We start from the raw sequence: 19,275 nt of genomic DNA, 5'->3' as shown, positions 1-19,275 counted from the left end.
CCGCTGGGACGCAGAAACGGTCGGAGGACGCGTGAATCCGCGTGTCCCCTGACCGAATGCGCGTCCTGCGGTACGAGGCGCGGCCCTCTAGAGTGGATGTGAGCCGCCGCACAAAGGACACGATGGACTACTACGCAATCAACGCCCTGCGTGAGAACCATGCAGGCTGGTCCCTGCTGCGTGCCCAGAATGCCCCGCTCGCCCTCTCGTTTTTCATGGCGGCCTTCACCGGGCCCAACCAGCGAAATCTCGGGCGCCAGCAGCTGATCGACAGCCTGGACGACGTGCTCTTCGGCCTGCGGGATGCCTACGGCGAGGACAAGTTCCCGCGCCAGGCAGCCGAGTACCTGGACGACTGGGCCGCCCCCGAAAGGGCCTGGCTGCGGAAGTACTACATCCAGGGCCAGGACGAGCCCCGCTACGATCTCACCGCCGCCGCCGAGGACGTGGTCCGCTGGGTGGAGAGCCTGCGCGGCCGGGACTTCGTGGCTACCCAGTCGCGGCTCACCAGCATCTTCGCCGTCCTCGAGCGGCTGGTCCAGCAGTCCGAGACGGACCCTGAAGTACGCCTCAAAGAACTCCAAAACCAGCGAGACGCCATCGACGCCGAGATGCAGCGCATCCGCGACGGCAACATCCGGGTCATGACGGCCCCGGAGGCGCTCGACCATTTCCAGCAGCTGACCGCCCTGGCCAAGGACCTCCTCTCGGACTTCCGCGAGGTCGAGCAGAACTTCCGGAAGCTGGACCGCCAGGTCCGCGAGCAGATCGCCACCTGGGACGGCACGCAGGGCGAGCTCCTGGCGTCGATCTTCGCCAACCAGCAGGACATCAGCAGCTCCCTGCAGGGCCGGACCTTCCAGGGCTTCTGGGACTATCTCATGTCGCCGGAGTCCCGGAGAAAACTGCAGGAGCTCCTCCAGCGGGCCACGCAGATCGAAGCCCTTGCCAAGATGGATAACCTGCACGCCGTCACCAACCTGCACCAGGACTGGCTGCCGGCCGTCGAGCAGACCCAGGGCACGGTCCGCCAGCTGTCTCAGCAGATGCGCCGGCTGCTGGATGACAAGGTGTTCCTGGAGAACAAGCGCATCATGCAGCTGATCCGGAGCGTCGAGTCCGGCGCCCTCGCCACCCGGGAGCAGCCGCCGTCGGGAGACTTCATGGCCATCGCCGCGCCGTCAGTAGACATCATCCTGCCGTTCGAACGCCCGCTCTACGAGCCAAGCCGGCGGGTCATGGTGGACGACGCCGTCGAAACCGCCGACGACGCGGACGTGGACGCCGGCGCCCTGTTCAGCCAGTTCCACGTGGACAAGGAACGCCTGAAGTCGAATATCGATGCCGTGCTGGCCGAGGCGGAACAGGCCACCCTCGCGGAGATCACCGCGGCCCACCCCATCGAACAGGGGCTCGCGGAGATCGTGGCTTACTACCAGCTGGCCACGGAGTCTGACTGGGCCAGTATCAACCCGGAGGCCGAGCAACAAATAGCCTGGCAGCTGGAAGACGGCAGCATCCGCGAAGCCACCCTCGAACAGATCATCTTCGGAAGGCCCGCATGAACCCGGCAGCAGATTCCGCAAGCAGCGCGGAAACGGAAGCCCGGACGCCCGAGGAACTTCCCGGCGTCGTCACCCGGCTCTTCAAAGGCGTGCTGTACGCCGAAGGGGACGAGAAGATCTGGCAGTCGCTGCTGGGCCTGACCTCCCAGGTCCGCGATTACGTGGCCGTGCTGGGGCTCGACCTGATCCTGGACGAGTCGGAGGGCTACGCATTCCTGAAGTCGCGCGAGGATCCCGACAGTACGCTTCCCCGGCTCATCGCGCGCCGCACCCTCACCTTCAACGTCAGCCTCCTGCTGGTACTCCTCCGCCGCCGCATGCTGGAGTTCGACATCAACAGCAGCGAGGTCAGGCTCATCATGACCGAACAGGACATCGTGGACATGGTTGCGCTGTTCCGGCCGGAATCCAGCAACGAGGCCCGGACTCTGGACCGGCTCCGGGCCTACATCAAGAAGGTAGTCGAGCTCGGCTTTCTCCGGAAGCTCAAGGGGCAGGCGGACACGTACGAGGTGGCCCGCATCCTCAAGGCGTTCGTGGACGCGCAGTGGCTGGAGGAGTTCGACGCGCGGCTGGCGGACTACCGGGCGACCCTCGCCGGACCGCTGGGCGCCGGCGCCTCTGAGGAGGATAGCAAGTGAGCGCTGGACTGCAGGACACCCTGTTCAGCCTGGAGGACAAGCCGGACGACGGCGGCACTCCCCCGGGCTTCCGGCTGCACCGTCTGGAGCTGCTCAACTGGGGCACGTTCCACCAGGGCGTGCGGACGTTCCGGCTGGACGGGGCCAACAGCCTCCTCACCGGAGACATCGGCTCCGGCAAGTCGACGGTGGTAGACGCGATCACCACCCTGTTGCTGCCCGCCAACAAAATTGAGTACAACAAAGCGGCCGGGGCGCAGAAGAAGGAACGCTCGCTGATGTCGTACGTGCGCGGCTTCCACAAGAGCACGCGCAGCACCGGCGGCGAGTACTCCAGGCCGGTGGCGCTCCGCAGTACCGGCGCCCTGACCGTGGTGCTCGCTGTCTTCCACAACGCCATACTGGGGAAGTCGGTCACCCTAGCCATCACGCTCTGGGCCACGCAGGAAGCCGGCCAGCCCAGCCGCTTTTACTCGCTCGCGGAGGCAGACCAGTCCATTGCTGCAGACTTCTCCAACTTCGGCCAGGATCCGGCCAAGCTGAAGAAGAAACTCCGCGCTGCCGGTGTGGCTGTCCACGACGCGTTCGACCCCTACGCCGCGGCCTTCAAGCGCCAGTTCGGGATCAGCGGCAACCAGGCCATGGAGCTGTTCCACCGCACGGTGTCCATGAAACAGGTCGAGAACATCACCTCCTTCGTGCGGACCAACATGCTGGAGGAGGACAACGTCGCCGAGCGGATCGGCAAACTCATCCACCACTTCGACGACCTGAAAAAGGCCCACGAAGCAGTGCTGCGGGCCAAGGACCAGATCGCCCTGCTGACTCCGATCAGGGACGGCGCTGCCCAGCACGCGAAGCTGAGCCTCGAGGACGAGCTGGCCCGCCAGCAGCGCGACCAGCTGCACCCCTGGTTCACGGACCGGAAGCTGCAGCTGAGCCTGGAGCACCAGCAGGAGCTGGAACGGACCGGAGAACGCCTGCAGGAGGACACCAGCAAGCTGCGCACGGAGATCGCCGAGAAGAAGCACGAGCTGGACGCGATCAAGGAGGACATCAGGACCAACGGCGGCGGCCGGCTTGCCGCCATCGACGCTGACATCGCAAGGCTCGCTGTGGAGTCACGGACCCAGCGGCAGCGCTTCGACACCTACGCGGACGCAGCGAAGGATCTGGGCCTGCGGCCGCCCGAGGACCGGGTGCTCTTCGACGCCAACCGGGCCCGGCTCGGCGACGTGGAACAACAGCTCGCCGACCAGTCCGACGAACTGCAGGACGAGCGGACGCGCCTTACCATCTCGCGCACCGAACACAGCGCGAGGCTGAGCGAGATCGGTGCCGAACTGCGCAGCCTGCAGTCCAGGCCCAACCTGCTGCCGATCCCCCAACTGGAGCTCCGCCGTCGGCTCTGTGACGGTACGGGGATCCCGGAAATGGCGCTGCCGTACGCCGGCGAGCTGCTGCGGGTCCGCGACGGCGAGGGCGCGTGGGAGGGCGCGGCGGAGCGTACACTGCACGGCTTCGCGTTGTCCCTGCTGGTAACGGCCGAACATTACGCGGCGGTGAGCAGCTGGGTGGACGCCAACAACCTGAAAGGCCGGCTGGTTTATCTGCGGATCGGCGAATCCCCGGTGGCCAGGGCGGCGGAGCAGGGCACGCTGGCGGCCAAGATCGCGATCAAGCCGAACACGCCGTTCCGCAACTTCCTGCTGGACGAGCTCGCCACCCGGTTCGACCACTACTGCTGCAACACCCTCGAGGACTTCCGCCGCCACCCCAAGGCGCTGACCGTCAACGGGCAGCTCAAGGGCGGCCGGGGCCGGCACGAGAAGGACGACCGGCGGGAGCTCACGGACCGGCGCAACTATGTGCTCGGCTGGGACAACCACGACAAGATCAGCCGCTTCCTCGCCGAACAGGACGAGGTCAGGGGCCAGCTCGGCGTTACGCAGGCGCAGCTGAAGAAGGTCGATGCGGCCCTGGATGCCCTGCGGACGCAGAACCAGCAGCTCGGCACCGTGCGTTCGGTAGCAGACTTCGGCGAGATCAGCTGGCAGCTCACCGCCCGGCGGATCGAGGAGCTCAAGGCGGAGAAGCTCGAGCTGGAGACCGCCAGCGATGTGCTGAAGCAGCTGACCGCCAAGGAATCGGCGGTCACGAAGGAGCTGGAGCGGCTGGAGGAAAGGGCCGGCAAGCTGCGTGAACGCCTAGGCGAAAACAACAAAGACACGAAGGACATCGCCGAGGCGATCGCGGACTGTCAGGAGACTCTCGCGGAGACTCCCCTGACGGACGACGGCGGGGTGCTGGCCGCCGTCGAACATCTCACCCAAGCGGCGCTTGGGGACAAGACGCTGACGTACAAGAACACCGGCACGGCGGAGAGCACGGTCCGCGCCGGGCTGACGGACACCATCGACGCGCTGTCCAAACGGATTGCCCGGGCGGCGGAGGGCACCGTTCGGCTGATGGCGGACTTCCGCAACAAGTACCCGAACGAGACAACGGACATCGACGCCGCGCTCGAGGCCGCCGCTGACTACAACCGGCTGCTGGAGCAGCTGGTCAGCAACGACCTTCCGCGGTTCGAGGCGCACTTCAAGGAATCGCTCAACCAGAACACCATCCACGAGGTGGTGGCGTTCAACGCGTTCCTGGACAGCCGGCGGCAGGACATCGTGAACAGGATCGGCGAGATCAACCAGTCGTTGGCCGGGATTGAGTACAACCCGGGCCGGCACATCCAGCTGGAGCACCAGAATACGTCGGACCAGGACGTGCGCGAGTTCGGCGTGGATCTGCGGGCATGCTCGGAGGGGACCATCGGCGACGAGGACCAGTACTCGGAGCAGAAGTACCTGCAGGTGGAGCGGCTGATCGAGCGCTTCCGCGGACGCGAGGGCCTGACCACGCTCGATGAGCGGTGGACGGCCAAGGTGACGGACGTACGGAACTGGTTCACGTTCTCGGCGTCGGAGAAGTGGACAGAGACCGGCGAGGAGTTCGAGCACTTCACGGACTCGGGCGGCAAATCGGGCGGCCAGAAGGAGAAGCTGGCCTACACCATCCTCGCGGCGGCGCTTGCGTTCCAGTTCGGGCTGGGGGCCAGTGGTACGGCGGGGGCTGGGAAGAAGTCCGGCCGGAGTTTCCGGTTCGTGGTGATCGACGAGGCGTTCGGCCGCGGATCGGACGAGTCCGCGCGGTACGGGCTTCAGCTGTTCCAGCGGATGAAGCTGCAGCTCCTGATTGTCACGCCGCTGCAGAAGATCCACGTGATCGAACCGTTCGTGTCGCATGTGGGATTCGTGGCGAACACCAACGGCGACGACTCGCAGCTGCGCAACATGACCATCCAGGAGTACCGCGACGAACGGGACCGCCGTGGCCGCTGAGTCCTGGACCACGGTGGCGGGCCTGCGGGCGCAGTCGCTGAAGGCGTGGAACAGCGGTGCGCTGCTGCGGGAGCTGCTCGAACCGTCAGGCGCGTATCCGCGCCGCCGTTCGCTGAAACGTCCGACGGGGGCAGCCCTGTTAAGCGATTACGCTGCGGCCCAGCGATGGGCGGCTGACCTGTTCGCCGGCGTAGGCGCGTACGCCTTGGAAACGGTGGAGGTGGGGCGGCGGACGGTTGGCTCGAACCGGATCCCGGCCGCGGCAGTGTTCGCGACGGTGGAGGACGAGATCGGGTTCGTTGGCAAATCCCGGGAGGCCTCGCGGTTCCGGGAGCTGGCGGCGGCTCTCGGTGCGTTGGATCCGCTGCTGGTCGGCTGGGCGACGCGGCGCCCGCTGAAGCTGCTGGAGCTGGGTTCTGACGCTCTCACGGCCGCACGGGTGGCGTTGTGGCTGCGTGACAATCGGGCGCCGGGAATCTACGTCCGGCAGCTGGGACTCCCGGGTGTGCATACCAAGTTCGTCGAGGGGCACCGGCAGGTTATCGATCAGCTGCATGCCGCTGTTGCGTCGGGCTCTGATGTTGATGCGGTGGAAGCTGACTCCGATTGTTCCGTGGAAGCAGCTCTAGAGGCGGCCGAACCTGAGGTCGCCCTGGACGGTGGCGCCGGCCGTACGCCGGCAGCGCGCTTCGCCCGCCGGCACAAGTTCCTTCATCCACCCGAGCTTGTCCGGTTCCGGGTTCTCGACTCAGGGATTCCAACGTTGGGCGGAGCCCGGGACATCACCGTGACGGCGGAGGCCTTCAGCTCGCTTCAGCTGCCGGTGCGCACGGTGATCGCGACGGAGAACCAGGTCAACTTTCTCGCGCTGCCGGAACGGCCCGGAACGCTGGCACTCTACGGGGCCGGATACGGTTTTTCGTCCCTGCGCGATGCGGCATGGCTCCGCGAGTGTGAGGTCCTGTATTGGGGCGACATCGATACGCACGGCTTCCGGATACTGGACCAGCTCCGCGCGGTGCACGCCCATGTAGAGAGCGTTCTGATGGACGAGGAGACGCTGCTCACGCACAGGGATGCCTGGGGTGCGGAGCCTTCGCCGTCACGCGCTGCTCTGACGAGGCTGTCCCCGGAAGAGTCAGCGCTTTACGAAGCACTGTGCAATGACACGCACGGCCCGGCAGTTCGCCTCGAACAGGAACTGATCAACTGGGACTGGGCGCTGGAGCGACTCAAACGCTAGGGTCAGCGCCCCAGCCCAAGAAAAACGGCAAGCGATTGTTCAACCGCAACCATCGTCTTGGAATCTATTCGGCCTATCCGCTGCCCCAAGTTGGAGCGGCGAACTGTCGTAAGCTTGTCCACCATGATCTGGCTTACGCGTTCTAAGCCCGTCAGCTGTCCCGGTTCAACCGTCAGTCTCAGCAACGGTGCGTCCGTGAGCTGGGAGGTCAGCGGCAGTAGGGTAACCGACTCCGATGCTGCAAACAGGTCATCCTGAATGATGAGTGCAGGCCTGGGCTTTAGCGCGTACGTTCCGCCCGACACAGTCCACAGCTCACCACGATTCACTCCGGCCAGTCTTCCGAAATCTGTTCGACGAAATCCTGGTCGTCGCCGGCACGGTCCGAGGCGGCAACCGCCAACGCCTGGCGCTGCGCTTCTTTCCTAAACTTCTCCGTGCGTACGTCCGGCACCCACATCTGCACCTGCCGGAACCCCCGCTCACGCATGGCAAGCCGGTGCCTTGCCACGCGATCCCTAACGCTCATATCTCAACGTTACATGTAACAGCAAGGTATGTCGCTGCAGATCGTTGTCCAACAAACGCGTAGAACTTGTTAGGCTGGAATCCCCGAACAAGAGCAAGTGAGGCATAACGTGCACGAGGACGCCGTCCGGTTCCTGTCCCAGCCGGTGGAAGCCCAGCCCGGCTCACCGCTCCGGGTCGCCGTCTACTCACGGATCGCCGAAGCCATCCGCAACAACCTGCTGCAGCCCGGCTCCATGCTCCCCACCGAAACCGAGCTCGGCACCGACATGAAGGTCAGCCGCACAGTCGTCCGCGAGGCCCTCATGCTGCTCGAGGAGGACGGCCTCATCCGCGCCCGCCGGGGCGTCGGCCGGTTCGTCTCCGACACCCTCCCCCGCATCGGCATCGAACGCATTCGCCCCTTCGAGGAGGTCCTCGGCGCCCCGGGGCACCAGGTCGAGATCAAGCGCATCCAGGTGGAGAAGCAGCCGGCCTCCGAATTCGTCGCCCCCGGCGTCGGCGTCGACCCCGGCAGCGACGTCTGGCTCTGGGAGTCCGTCCTCATCCGCGACGGCGAGCCCATCGCGCACCTGCAGGAGAACATCTCTGCCCTCCCCGTCAGCTTCGCCGGCGGCGCCGCCGCGCCGTTGGATTTAAAGGACGACGGCGGCACCACCTTGCTCACGGCCCTCAACCAGGCGGCGGGCCGGGGACTGGGACCGGGTGAGTGCCAGATCAGCCTGAGCCAGGTGGGCCCGAGCCGCGCCAAGATGCTCGACCTCCGCCCGTCGGATCCGGTCCTCGTGCTGACCCAGTACGTCCGGCACGCGAACCGGCCCTTCTACCTGGCCAAGTGCCTCATCGCCGACCGCGCCGGCCACCTCTCGGTGATGCAGTCGCTCCAGTCTTAACGAGACGCTCCGCCAGTTCATTTGCTGGCGGAGCACCCACTCTTGAGGCTGTTACAGCGACTACAGGCAGTTGCCACCAACTGCTCTGCAGGCATTCACCCGGCCGTTGTCCCAGAAGGTGCCCGTCCCGTTGATGTGGTCGGCGGTATCTTCCACTGTGTCGCGGATGATTTGGTTCGTTGCGCTGGGGTTCCTGCTCCAGGCGAGAGCCACCGTGGCGGCGACGATCGGCGAGGACATCGACGTTCCGTTGCCGACGTCGTAGCTCAGGGACCGGTTGTTTGGCCCTGCCAGGGCGAAATCCTGGTCCGGGAAGGTGGAATAGACGTTGACTCCGGGCGCTGCAATATCCACCCAGCTGGCCCCGTAGGTCGAGAAGGATGCCTTGGCGTCTTTGTTGTCTGTAGCGGCCACAGCGATGACGTTGGGATATGCGGCCGGGTAGATCTTGCTCGTGTTGCCGCCATTCCCAGCAGCGGCAACAAGCACCACGCCCTTGCTCCACGCGTTGTTGATGGCCGTTTCGAGAGTGCGGGAAGCCCGCACGCCAATGCTCATGTTGATGACCTTCGCGCCGTTGCTAACCGCCCAGTTGATGCCGTTGGCGAGCCCTGAACTGGATCCGATCCCCCGGTCATCAAGCACCTTGCCGGCAAGGATCGTGCACTCCGGACATACCCCGGCCACACCGAACGTGTTGTGGCTGGCGGCCACGATTCCGGCCACATGGGTACCGTGGCCGTACTTGTCTTCGTTAGTTGCGGCGCCGCTGAAGTTGGCCCGCGCAACAACCTTCGGGTGGATGTCGGGGTGGTCGAGGTCCACACCTGAATCCAGCACAGCAACTTTGATGCCATTGCCGCTGGCGAGGCTCCATGCCTCGACGGCGTCCACGTCGGCGTCGGCGTCGCCCTTTGCTATCGAGATGTCGCCGGCCGTGTTGGTAAATGACTGGCCGGTGTTTTGCAGCGCATACTGGCTCGGGAAATACGTGTCGCTTGTGGCGGCAGTAAGCACCTGGTCCGGCTCGGCGTACTCGACCGCCGGGTTGCGGCTCAGTGCCTCGACGAGCCGGGATTCCGTTCCGGCCGGTACATTGACCACGTGAGCGCCCGTGCTGCCGATTCCAGCGCCCTCGCTGAGCCCATGCTGGCGCAGCAGACCTGCCGACGCGCCGTTGTCGCGGAATTTGACGATGATCTGCCCTGTGATCTGTGACGGCGAGGCTGCCGCTTCGCTCGGGGTCACCGCGTTGCTAGGGACTGCTGCGGTAACCACGACCAGACCTACGGCTGCCGCGGCGAAGCCGGCTGTGAGGATTTTTTTCATGGGGAGTATTTTCCTGCAATCTGCCCTGGCTAGATAGCATGTGCGGGAAAGTTACCCCCTCAGCCCGCCGCTTTACCGAAAAAGGCACTTGGGCTGGTAGGCAGGGTCGGCGGGACCGGACTCTCTGCCCAGCGCGTGGGCCACGAACTGGTGCACCACGGGGTCGTTCGGCGTCTGGTCGTGTTCGAAGACGTCGGCCGGACACATGTCCTGGATGGTGATGTTGGTGACTTGCCGCGCCGGACCGTCGAGGAACTGGCTGTTGTAGGGGATGACCACTTCGTCGTGGATCGTGGAGATAACGGTGTAGGAGGGGCCCGCCACCGTATCGCCGATCGCGTTGAGCTCCTGCATGAAGCCCGACCCCGCCTGCTGATCGGCGCAGGCGGCACAGCCCAGGGTGGTGTAATTGGGATCCGGCACAGCGCCCGGCGGCGGGACGATCACACCTTCGGTGCCGTGGTTGGAGGGTGCAATCCCGATGAGGTGATGGACAAACTTGCCGCCGCCCAGGAAGCCCATGTAGTAGCGGGGCATCATGCCGCCCTGGCTGTGCCCCACAAGATCCACTTTCTTGGAGCCAGTGGCGGCACGCACGGAGTCCACGAACGGGGCGAGTTCCTGTGCCGACTTGGCCACCGGCGCGGTGGCATACACGCCGTTCGCCTCGCCGTAGTTGAGGGAGAATACGCAGTACCCGGCGCTTTTGAGGTACGGCGAGAGGGTGGACCAGTTCTTTTCCATGCTCTCGAAGGTTCCAGGCACCAGGATCACCGGATACGGATGCTCTGCGGTTGGTTTGCAGGACCAGTCGTTGGCTCCCGGCGGGGACACCTCCACTGTTCCAGCATGGGCGGGAGCGGCCGTCAGGGCGCCGGCTAGCAACGCGACAGCGGCGGTGGACAGTGTTTTAGTGCGCAGTGACATGGAAACCTCTTTGTTCGTGCGTCAGCGGGGTGCGGGCCACAGGAATACCTGTCCGCGATTTTGGTCAGGGTCGCCCGGGTACTCAATGTAGGCACCCCGCAGGTCGGTGCGGCCATAGATTTGCACGGACGTGCGCCGATATGGGCTGCGGGGGCGTAACCAGCCTGGACCGACAAATGCTCCCGCCGCGACCCAAACTTACTGGTCAGTACAAATATTTCCCGGGTCGGCTGGCGGCAAACTTGCCAGTCGGGCCTGCACAAACGTGCAGACCCGGTACCTTGCAAGCGGGTCAGGGAACGCCGGGAGCCGCCGCCGGGGAATTCTCCGGGGAGACAAGGAACCCGTGGAGCAGCGAGGCCGTGCCCTGCAGGTGGTCCAGGGATGCCCGGTAGGCGCCGTCCGCGTCGCCGCGGAGTATGGCGTCGATGATTTCCTGATGTTGCCGGTTTGAATGTTCAAGGTTGGGCTCCAGAAACGGAATGCGGTCCAGAAGGTCGCTCACCCGTGCGCGGGCATCTGCGACGGCGGCAACCAGGCTTGGCGATCCGCTCACCTCTGCGATAGCCACGTGGAACCTCGCATCCTTGGGCCGGTACAGCTCCGCGGGAGCCGCTGCCACGTCGGCCAGGGTGTCCAGCAGGTGGCGCCGCTGCCTCGGCGACAGCATGGCCTGCGCAGCGAGCGATGCTGCGGCCGGCTCCAGTACGGCGCGGTAGGTCAGGACGTCATGGACCTCCGCGGGATCCAGGCCGGCGGCGCCCCCCAGCTCCCCCAGCCTTCTCGCCGAGACGTAGGTGCCCCCGGTCCTGCCGCGGCGGACCTCCACGTAGCCTGCCTTTTGGAGCTCCGCCAGGGCGTCGCGCAACGTCGCCCTGGACACACCCAGCAATTCCGAGAGCTCCCGCTCGGCAGGCAGCTTGTCACCCACGCCGAAAAGCCCCAGCTTGATGTTCTGGAGCAGCCGTTCGATGGTTTCTTCAAAGGCGTTCCCGTGCCGGACCGGCCGTATAAGCCTCGTAGGGACCCCAAGCAGTGCCTCTTCCATTACTCCATCCTAGCGCGGTCTAATAACAGGCCTATTTTTACCTAAACCTTCCGGAAGTCGAGTCCCACTTTCGGGAATTTCCCCAGCACCCTTGACGCCGCGCGGTGATGTGGACCACACTGGCCAAGGACTTTTGGACTAATTACAGACCATTAAGACCCTTGAAAGAAGGGAAATCCCATGTCATTACGCCCCCCGGAGCAGCCCGTCAACGACGATCAGAGCTACCTCCATCACCGTCAACTCAAACGTGGAGCCGCCGGGTGGGTCCTGCTGGCCGGGCTCGGAGTTGCTTATGTCATTTCCGGAGACTTCGCCGGCTGGAACCTGGGACTGGCCCAGGGCGGCTGGGGCGGCCTGCTCATAGCCTTCATTCTGATGGGCATCATGTACACCTGCATGGTGTTCGGACTGGCCGAACTGTCCTCCGCCCTGCCGACCACCGGCGCGGGCTACGGATTCGCACGCAGGGCACTAGGCCCGCTGGGCGGCTTTGCCACCGGGATGGCCGTGCTGATTGAGTACGCTGTTGCACCGGCCGCCATCGCCACCTTCATCGGCGGCTACATTGAAGCACTGGGCTTGTTCGGCCTCACCAACTCCTGGCCCGTCTATCTCGTGACCTTCGCCGTGTTCGTCGGCATCCATCTTCGCGGAGTCGGCGAAGCACTGAAACTGATCTTTGCGATCACAGCAATCGCCGTCATCGCCCTGGCTGCCGTGGTGGCCGGCCTGGCACCGCACTTCAATGCGGCAAACCTCTTCGATGTTGTGCCGGACGGCTCCCCGACGTCCAGCGCGTTCCTTCCCATGGGCGTAGGCGGTGTGGTCGCAGCCCTCGTATACGCCATCTGGTTCTTCCTGGCAGTCGAAGGCGTTCCGCTGGCTGCCGAGGAGACAGCGGACCCCAAGAAGGACATGCCCCGCGGCATCATCGTCGCTGTCCTGGTGCTCGTGGTCTTCGGGGCCCTGATGCTCATCCTGGTACCCGGGGCGGCCGGCTCCGAGGCCATGGGTGCCTCCAGCAACCCCCTCCCCGAAGCGATCCGTCTGGCCTACGGGGGCAATACGCTCCTCGCCGACTTTGTGAACTACGCAGGCCTGGCAGGGCTGGTGGCCAGCTTCTTCTCAATCATCTATGCCTACTCCCGGCAGCTCTTCGCCCTGTCACGCGCAGGATACCTACCCAAGTGGCTTTCCCTGACAGGTAAGAGGCGTACACCGTACTGGGCGCTCATCGTGCCGGGTGCCCTCGGCTTCGTCCTTGCGGCCACCACCGGCAACGGCGCCCTGCTCATCAATATCGCCGTCTTCGGAGCCACCGTCTCCTACGTGCTGCTGAACCTGTCGCACATAGTCCTGCGGGTCAAGGAACCGGACCTTCCCCGGGGATACCGGACTCCCGGAGGTGCGGTCACCACAACTATCGCTTTGCTCCTTGCTGCCGTGGCAGTCGTTGCCACCTTCGTGGTTGATGTACTGGCGGCGTCCATCACTGCCGCGGTGTTCGCCGCCGCACTCCTGTATTACTGGTTCTACAGCCGCCACCGGATCGTGTCAGGGGCACCCGAAGAGGAATTCGCCCGGCTCGCGGCAGCCGAAGCCGAACTTAGCAACTGAACCGCGCCCGCCGTCCCACCACGGATGAGCGCACGGATCACATCCACCACCCATCGAAGTTACGGAAATCAAATGACCAATCAAGCGGCAGGAAAATCCCCCGAGACACAGCTGACTGTCGAGGAGCTGAGGCAGAAGGTTGCGGCAGGTGAAATCGACACCGTCGTCGTAGCCATCACCGACTCACTGGGCCGGCTTCAGGGCAAGCGCTGCGGCGCAAAGTCCTTTCTGGAGGACGTCCTCGGACACGGCGCTGAAGGCTGCAACTACCTCCTCGCCGTCGACGTCGAAATGAACACGGTCGACGGATACGCGATGTCGTCCTGGGCCAACGGCTACGGGGACATGGTCATGCGGCCAGATGTCAGCACGCTCCGGCTGGTGCCGTGGCTGGAGGGCACCGCGATGGTCCAGTGCGACATTCTCTGGCTCGACGGCCGTCCGGTTACCCAATCCCCACGGCAGATCCTTCAGGCCCAGATCGAACGCCTTGAGAAGCTCGGATACCGTGCCCACATCGGCACGGAACTTGAGTTCATCATGTTTGACGACAGCTACGAGCAAGCATGGGACAAGCAGTACGTCGCGCTGAAACCGTCCACCCGCTACAACGTCGACTACTCACTGCTCGCCACGGCCAGCCTCGAACCGGTCATCCGCGACATTCGCAACAGCATGGAAAACGCGGGACTCGTCGTCGAATCCTCCAAAGGCGAGTGCAACCACGGCCAGCAGGAGATCACCTTCAGGTACGCCGAAGCGCTGCGGGCCTGCGACGGCCACGCGTTCTACAAGAACGGCGCCAAGGAGATCGCCGGCAAGCACGGCAAGAGCATCACGTTCATGGCCAAGTACAACGAGCGGGAAGGCAGCTCCTGCCACATCCACTTCAGCCTGACGGACCTGGACGGCAATCCGGTGCTCGCCGGTGACGGCGAACACGGCTTCAGCCCGCTGATGGAGCATTTCGTGGCAGGGCAGCTGGCGGCCATGAAGGAGCTCTCGTACTTCCTGGCCCCCAACATCAACTCGTACAAGCGCTTCGTCGAGGGCAGCTTCGCACCAACCGCCATCGCGTGGGGCCTGGACAACCGCAGCTGCGCGCTGCGCATTGTCGGGCGCGGTCCCGGCCTCCGCGTGGAAAACCGGGTGGGCGGCGGCGACGTCAACCCCTACCTCGCCGCGGCAGCCCTCATCGCAGCAGCCATACACGGCATCGAGAACGAACTCCCACTGGAACCCATCATGGTCGGCAACGCCTACGAGTCCACTGCCGACCGGATTCCGACGACGCTCCGTGACTCGCGCGCCCTGCTCGCCACCAGCGAAATCGCCCGCAAGTCCTTCGGCGACGAGGTGGTGGACCACTACGTGCACGCGGCCGACGTCGAACTCAAGGCCTATGACAGTGCCGTCACAGACTGGGAGCGCAAGCGTGGCTTTGAACGTCTCTGATCCCTACCGGCCGCGGATCGGCCTGACCACCTACTACCAGAAGGCCGCCTGGGGCGTCTGGCAGGCCGACGCCGCCATCCTGCCCGGCACCTACGTGCAGGCAGTGGTAGCAGCCGGCGGCACGCCGGTCCTGCTGCCGCCGGTGGGTACCGATCCCACCGTCGTCGAGCTCCTGGACGGGCTCATCATTGCGGGCGGAAGCGACGTGGACCCGGAACAGTACGGTGCGGAGCCCCATGAGCTGACCCGCTCCCAGCCGGCACGGGACACCCATGACATCGCCCTCACCAGGGCGGCGCTGGCGACGGGGCTTCCGCTGTTTTCCATCTGCCGCGGCGCCCAGATCCTCAACGTGGCACTGGGTGGATCGCTGATCCAGCACATTCCGGACGTCAACCCGGGTGCGGCCCAGTACCAGCCGGCGCCCGGGGTGTTCGGCCGGGTCGAATTCACCACCGCGCCGGGCAGCATCAGCGATGAGCTGCTCGGGCCACAGGCCAGCGCCCCCTGCTACCACCACCAGGCCGTGGAGAGGATCGCGGACGGACTGCGGGTGACTGCGGCAGCGCAGGACGGCACCGTCCAGGCGCTCGAGACGACGGCCGGCGGATGGGTGCTGGGAGTCCAGTACCACCCCGAACAAAACCCGGACGACCTGCGGCTCTTCAAGGGATTCATTGAAGCAGCCCGCAACTACCGCCAAGAACGAACGGAGAACCTAGTCGATGTCCACCAGCACGTTTGATGTCCTGAACCCGGCCACGGAAGAGGTCATTGAGACGGTTCCCCTCGCCACACTGGAGGATACGGACCGCGCCATCGAAAAGGCGGCAGCCGCCTTTGAAACGTGGCGCAACGTTTCACCCGCGGACCGAGCACTGCTGCTGCGCCGCTTCGCCGCCGCGGTGGATGCCGACGTCGAAAACCTCGCCCATCTTGAAGTGGTCAACGCCGGCCATACCATCGGCAACGCCCTCTGGGAGGCAGGCAACGTCCGGGACGTACTCAACTACTATTCCGGCGCCCCGGAACGTCACATGGGCCAGCAGATCCCCGTTGCCGGCGGCGTCAACGTCACCTTCAACGAACCCCTTGGTGTTGTGGGAGTGATCGTCCCGTGGAACTTCCCAATGCCCATCGCCGCGTGGGGATTCGCTCCGGCGCTTGCGGCAGGCAACACGGTGGTCCTCAAGCCCGCCGAGCTGACACCGCTGACGGCACTGCGCCTCGGGCAGCTTGCCACGGAAGCCGGCCTGCCCGACGGTGTACTCCAGATCATTCCCGGCAAGGGATCCGTCGTCGGGGAACGCTTCGTCACGCACCCGGCTGTGCGCAAAGTGGTTTTCACCGGCTCAACGGGCGTGGGCAAGCGGATCATGGCCGGCTGCGCCGAGCAGGTGAAGCCGGTGACTCTGGAACTGGGTGGCAAGAGTGCCAACATCATCTTTTCCGATGCCGATCTGGAGGCGGCAGCCGCCGCAGCCCCGGCCGGAGCCTTTGACAACGCCGGGCAGGACTGCTGCTCCCGTTCCCGCATCCTGGTCCAGCATGAGGTGTTCGAAAAGTTTCTGGAACTGCTGGAACCTGCCGTTAAGTCGCTGAAGGTCGGGGACCCCCGGGACGAGGACTCGTTCATGGGGCCGTTGATCTCAGCCGCGCAGCACCGCACGGTGGCAGACTTCGTGCCTGACGGCGCACCCATCGCCTTCCAGGGATCGGCGCCGGATGGCGCGGGTTTCTGGTTCCCGCCCACCGTCCTGACGCCGTCCCGCGATGACCGCGTGATGCGCGAGGAAATCTTCGGTCCGGTGGTGGCAGTAGTGCCCTTTACGGACGAGGCTGACGCGCTTCGGCTGGCCAACGACACCATTTATGGCCTGTCCGGTTCCATCTGGACCAGGGACGTGGGGCGGGCCCTGCGGGTTGCCCGCGGACTGGAATCCGGAAATCTTTCGGTGAACTCGCATTCGTCCGTCAGGTACTCGACGCCTTTTGGCGGATTCAAGCAGTCCGGTCTGGGCCGCGAGCTGGGACCTGACGCCCTGAACGCCTTCACCGAAACCAAGAACGTTTTCATTTCCACCACCGCCTGACCACAAGACGAGGAAAAGCAAAAATGATTGAAGTTATCTCCAACCGCCTCAAGGGCCGCAGCGCAGTCATCACCGGCGGCGCCAGCGGTATCGGCCTGGCAACTGCCCGCCGGTTCGCCTCCGAAGGAGCACACGTTGTAATCGCCGATCTTGATCCGACTGCCGGACAGCGTGCCGCTGAAGAGGTCGACGGCCTGTTCGTCAAGGTGGACGTCACCAGCGAGGAGGAGGTCAAGAACCTCTACGCCGTGACCAACGAAACCTACGGCAGCGTGGACATTTCGTTCAACAACGCCGGTATCTCCCCGGCAGACGACGCATCGATCATCGACACGGGAATCGACGCCTGGCGGCGGGTGCAGGAAGTGAACCTGACCTCCGTGTTCTACTGCTGCAAGTACGCCCTGCCGTACATGCAGGCGCAGGGCAAGGGATCCATCATCAACACGGCTTCCTTTGTAGCGGTGATGGGCGCTGCCACTTCCCAGATCTCGTACAGCGCATCGAAGGGCGGCGTCCTCTCGATGAGCCGTGAGCTGGGTGTGCAGTTCGCCCGCGAGGGCATCCGCGTGAACGCCCTGTGCCCCGGCCCGGTCAATACGCCGCTGCTGAAGGAGCTTTTTGCCAAGGACCCGGAGAAGGCCGCCCGCCGCCTGGTCCATGTTCCGCTCGGCAGGTTCGCCGAACCTGAGGAACTGGCCGCCGCCGTTGCATTCCTTGCCAGCGACGACGCCTCGTTCATCACCGCCTCCACGTTCCTTGTTGACGGCGGCATTGCCGGTGCATACGTGACGCCGGAGTAGGAGGCGACTTCTACGCTGAGGGCCACACCGGCGGCGCCGGTGTGGCCCTCAGTCTCCAAGGGTTAAACCTCTTCCGCTACCGGCCTTCAGACAAACAGTTAAGTGCCGAACGCAGCGGAGAAAGCACCCGTCCGCAGCCAGATTTCTGGCTGCGGACGGGCAGATTTCGTTCTGACTCCCTTGCTCAAGAAAATCCGGAGCTTGTCCAACAAGCGCGTACCAGGCACGCCAACCGGCCCTTCTACCTGGCCAAGTGCCTCATCGCCGACCGCGCCGGCCACGTCTCCGTGATGCAGTCACTCCAGTCCTAAACCTCAGGGCTGGTCGCAGTCACCAGCCACGGCCTTGCACGCGTTCACGCGGCCGTGCTCCCAGGAGGTGCCAGTGCCGGTAATCCTGTCGGCGGTGGATTGGACTATTGTGCGGACAGCCTTGTTTTCAGTGCCCGCGGGTGTGTTGCTCCAGACAAGCGCGGCAACGCCTGCAACGACAGGTGAGGCCATTGAGGTACCGCTGGCGATGTCGTAGCCCATCTCGCGGCCGTTCTGCCTGCCGATCTCGAAGGGGTGCTTCGGGAAGGTGGAGTAGACATTGACCCCGGGCGCTGCCACATCCACCCACTTGCCATAGGTTGAGAAGGAGGCTTTGGCATCGTTGTTGTCGGTAGCGGCGACGGCAATGACGTTCGGGTAAGCGCCCGGGTAGATCTGTGCCTGGGTACCGGCATTGCCGGCCGCGGCTACGATCACCACCCCTTTGTTCCACGCGTTGTTGACGGCAGCCTCGAGGGCCCGCGAGGAGACGCGCTGTCCGAGGCTCATGTTGATCACCTTGGCACCGTTTTCTACGGCCCAGTTGATGCCATTGACAATCGATGACGTGGAGCCGGATCCGGCGTCGTTCAGGACTTTGCCGTCCAGGATGGAGCAATCCGGGCATACACCGGAGACACCCTCCGTGTCCCTGGTGGCGGCAATAATGCCGGCCACGTGGGTGCCGTGGCCGTAGTTGTCTTCGCCTGTTGCCGCGGTGCTGAAGTTAGCGTGCAGATCGACATTCGCTGCAATGTCGTCGTTGTCGGTGGCGACACCGGTATCGAGCACGGCAACCTTGATGTCTTTGCCGGTAGTGACGGCCCATGCTTCGACGGCGTCCACGTCGGCATCGGCCTTGCCGCCGGCCACCGTTACTGTGTCGTTGGTGTTGGTGAATGACTGACCCTCGTTGTGCAGAGCGTACTGGCGAGGGAAGTAGTCCGGGTCGGGTTCGTCGACGGCGGCGGTAACGAGCTGGTCCGGCTCGGCGTATTCGACGGCGGGGTTCCTGCTCAGGGATTCGATGAGCTGGGATTCCTTGCCGGCCGGCACCTTGATGAGGTGGGCGCCCGTGCTGCCGATGGCAGCGCCGCCGCTGAGGCCGTTCTGGCGCAGTAGGCCAGGCGCTGCGCCGCTGTCGCGGAACTTGACGATGATCTGGCCAGAGATCTGCTGCGGCTCCGTTGCCGCGTTGCTCGGGACAGTTAGGGTGAGTGCGCCAAAACCTACGATTGCTGCGGCGAGGCTGGCTGTAACGACTTTTCTCATACCGAGCATCTTGCTTCACTCCGGTCCGGCCACCTAGCGTCTGCCCAAAGATTACCCCGAGTTTTTGTCCAGCTATCGCGGTTTGGATCGTGCCAACCGCGGATTATCTGTACAGAAACTCGGGTGGCCCAAGGCTTGGGTGCCGCCTCGCCCTG

16 protein-coding genes are annotated in these 19,275 nt (G+C 64.7%); 10 read left to right on the top strand and 6 right to left on the bottom strand.

The window, feature by feature from the left end; translation table 11 throughout:
- Positions 1-98: 98 nt before the first annotated feature.
- Genes ABRP34_RS20005 through ABRP34_RS19990 form a run of 4 tightly spaced genes read left to right on the top strand, consistent with a single transcriptional unit; the run spans position 99 to position 6,841 of the window.
- Entirely contained in the window at positions 99-1,565 is a 1,467-nt protein-coding gene (locus tag ABRP34_RS20005; protein WP_353711515.1) for a DUF3375 domain-containing protein, read from the top strand.
- Positions 1,562-2,206 carry a DUF4194 domain-containing protein gene (locus tag ABRP34_RS20000; protein WP_353711514.1) on the top strand — a complete coding sequence of 215 codons (645 nt, stop codon included), beginning with the start codon at positions 1,562-1,564 and terminating at the stop codon, positions 2,204-2,206. Before ABRP34_RS20005 ends, ABRP34_RS20000 begins: the two co-directional genes overlap by 4 nt.
- On the top strand, positions 2,203-5,598 hold the full coding sequence (locus tag ABRP34_RS19995) for an ATP-binding protein (protein WP_353711513.1): 3,396 nt from the start codon (positions 2,203-2,205) through the stop codon (positions 5,596-5,598). Before ABRP34_RS20000 ends, ABRP34_RS19995 begins: the two co-directional genes overlap by 4 nt.
- Positions 5,588-6,841 carry a Wadjet anti-phage system protein JetD domain-containing protein gene (locus tag ABRP34_RS19990; RefSeq protein WP_353711512.1) on the top strand — a complete coding sequence of 418 codons (1,254 nt, stop codon included), beginning with the start codon at positions 5,588-5,590 and terminating at the stop codon, positions 6,839-6,841. Before ABRP34_RS19995 ends, ABRP34_RS19990 begins: the two co-directional genes overlap by 11 nt.
- Positions 6,842-6,843: 2 nt before the next feature.
- Here ABRP34_RS19990 and ABRP34_RS19985 read toward each other — a convergent pair whose 3' ends face one another.
- Together ABRP34_RS19985 and ABRP34_RS19980 are read right to left on the bottom strand one after the other, a co-directional pair.
- Positions 6,844-7,146, bottom strand: coding sequence for a type II toxin-antitoxin system PemK/MazF family toxin (locus ABRP34_RS19985; RefSeq protein ID WP_353713421.1), 303 nt, complete (start codon positions 7,144-7,146; stop codon positions 6,844-6,846).
- A 20-nt stretch (positions 7,147-7,166) separates the two neighbouring features.
- Positions 7,167-7,370 carry an antitoxin MazE family protein gene (locus ABRP34_RS19980; protein ID WP_353711511.1) on the bottom strand — a complete coding sequence of 68 codons (204 nt, stop codon included), beginning with the start codon at positions 7,368-7,370 and terminating at the stop codon, positions 7,167-7,169.
- Between the two features lie 109 nt (positions 7,371-7,479).
- On the opposite strand from ABRP34_RS19980, the gene ABRP34_RS19975 reads away from it, so the two are divergent.
- Complete coding sequence (locus ABRP34_RS19975; protein WP_353713420.1) at positions 7,480-8,262, top strand: GntR family transcriptional regulator; 783 nt, start codon at positions 7,480-7,482, stop codon at positions 8,260-8,262.
- A 60-nt stretch (positions 8,263-8,322) separates the two neighbouring features.
- On the opposite strand, the gene ABRP34_RS19970 is transcribed toward ABRP34_RS19975, so the two are convergent.
- The 3 genes from ABRP34_RS19970 to ABRP34_RS19960 all read right to left on the bottom strand — a co-directional run bounded on the left by ABRP34_RS19970 (position 8,323) and on the right by ABRP34_RS19960 (position 11,566).
- The gene (locus tag ABRP34_RS19970; protein ID WP_353711510.1) at positions 8,323-9,591 is read right to left on the bottom strand and encodes a S8 family peptidase; all 1,269 of its coding nucleotides are present in this window, start codon (positions 9,589-9,591) and stop codon (positions 8,323-8,325) included.
- 72 nt (positions 9,592-9,663) lie between these two features.
- Complete coding sequence (locus ABRP34_RS19965) at positions 9,664-10,518, bottom strand: alpha/beta fold hydrolase (protein WP_353711509.1); 855 nt, start codon at positions 10,516-10,518, stop codon at positions 9,664-9,666.
- A 292-nt stretch (positions 10,519-10,810) separates the two neighbouring features.
- Positions 10,811-11,566 (bottom strand): FCD domain-containing protein, encoded by a 756-nt coding sequence (locus tag ABRP34_RS19960; protein ID WP_353711508.1) that lies wholly within the window; start codon positions 11,564-11,566, stop codon positions 10,811-10,813.
- A 180-nt stretch (positions 11,567-11,746) separates the two neighbouring features.
- On the opposite strand from ABRP34_RS19960, the gene eat reads away from it, so the two are divergent.
- From eat to ABRP34_RS19935, 5 genes are all read left to right on the top strand, one after another.
- A complete protein-coding gene (eat, locus tag ABRP34_RS19955) occupies positions 11,747-13,186 on the top strand; it encodes an ethanolamine permease (protein ID WP_353711507.1) in 1,440 nt (479 codons plus the stop codon).
- Between the two features lie 72 nt (positions 13,187-13,258).
- Positions 13,259-14,641, top strand: coding sequence for a glutamine synthetase family protein (locus tag ABRP34_RS19950; RefSeq protein WP_353711506.1), 1,383 nt, complete (start codon positions 13,259-13,261; stop codon positions 14,639-14,641).
- Positions 14,622-15,386: a gamma-glutamyl-gamma-aminobutyrate hydrolase family protein gene (locus ABRP34_RS19945; RefSeq protein WP_353711505.1), complete on the top strand. Its 765-nt coding sequence runs from the start codon at positions 14,622-14,624 to the stop codon at positions 15,384-15,386. Before ABRP34_RS19950 ends, ABRP34_RS19945 begins: the two co-directional genes overlap by 20 nt.
- Positions 15,367-16,734 (top strand): aldehyde dehydrogenase family protein, encoded by a 1,368-nt coding sequence (locus tag ABRP34_RS19940; RefSeq protein WP_353711504.1) that lies wholly within the window; start codon positions 15,367-15,369, stop codon positions 16,732-16,734. Before ABRP34_RS19945 ends, ABRP34_RS19940 begins: the two co-directional genes overlap by 20 nt.
- Positions 16,735-16,769: 35 nt before the next feature.
- Entirely contained in the window at positions 16,770-17,537 is a 768-nt protein-coding gene (locus ABRP34_RS19935; protein ID WP_353713419.1) for a 3-oxoacyl-ACP reductase, read from the top strand.
- A 314-nt stretch (positions 17,538-17,851) separates the two neighbouring features.
- Here ABRP34_RS19935 and ABRP34_RS19930 read toward each other — a convergent pair whose 3' ends face one another.
- Positions 17,852-19,120, bottom strand: coding sequence for a S8 family serine peptidase (locus tag ABRP34_RS19930; RefSeq protein WP_353711503.1), 1,269 nt, complete (start codon positions 19,118-19,120; stop codon positions 17,852-17,854).
- Positions 19,121-19,275 lie beyond the last annotated feature (155 nt).

Source organism: Arthrobacter sp. K5 (assembly GCF_040448525.1).
Classification (GTDB): Bacteria; Actinomycetota; Actinomycetes; order Actinomycetales; family Micrococcaceae; genus Arthrobacter; species Arthrobacter globiformis.
Note: the sequence above shows the minus strand (reverse complement) of the source record. Positions and strands in the feature narration are given on the sequence as shown.

Coding starts and splice junctions, on each gene's coding strand:
- ABRP34_RS20000 (WP_353711514.1), top strand. CDS start 1,562: ATGAACCCGGCAGCAGATTCCGCAAGCAGCGCGGAAACGGAAGCCCGG.
- ABRP34_RS19980 (WP_353711511.1), bottom strand. CDS start 7,370: ATGAGCGTTAGGGATCGCGTGGCAAGGCACCGGCTTGCCATGCGTGAG.
- ABRP34_RS19970 (WP_353711510.1), bottom strand. CDS start 9,591: ATGAAAAAAATCCTCACAGCCGGCTTCGCCGCGGCAGCCGTAGGTCTG.
- ABRP34_RS19965 (WP_353711509.1), bottom strand. CDS start 10,518: ATGTCACTGCGCACTAAAACACTGTCCACCGCCGCTGTCGCGTTGCTA.
- ABRP34_RS19960 (WP_353711508.1), bottom strand. CDS start 11,566: ATGGAAGAGGCACTGCTTGGGGTCCCTACGAGGCTTATACGGCCGGTC.
- eat (WP_353711507.1), top strand. CDS start 11,747: ATGTCATTACGCCCCCCGGAGCAGCCCGTCAACGACGATCAGAGCTAC.
- ABRP34_RS19950 (WP_353711506.1), top strand. CDS start 13,259: ATGACCAATCAAGCGGCAGGAAAATCCCCCGAGACACAGCTGACTGTC.
- ABRP34_RS19940 (WP_353711504.1), top strand. CDS start 15,367: ATGTCCACCAGCACGTTTGATGTCCTGAACCCGGCCACGGAAGAGGTC.
- ABRP34_RS19930 (WP_353711503.1), bottom strand. CDS start 19,120: ATGAGAAAAGTCGTTACAGCCAGCCTCGCCGCAGCAATCGTAGGTTTT.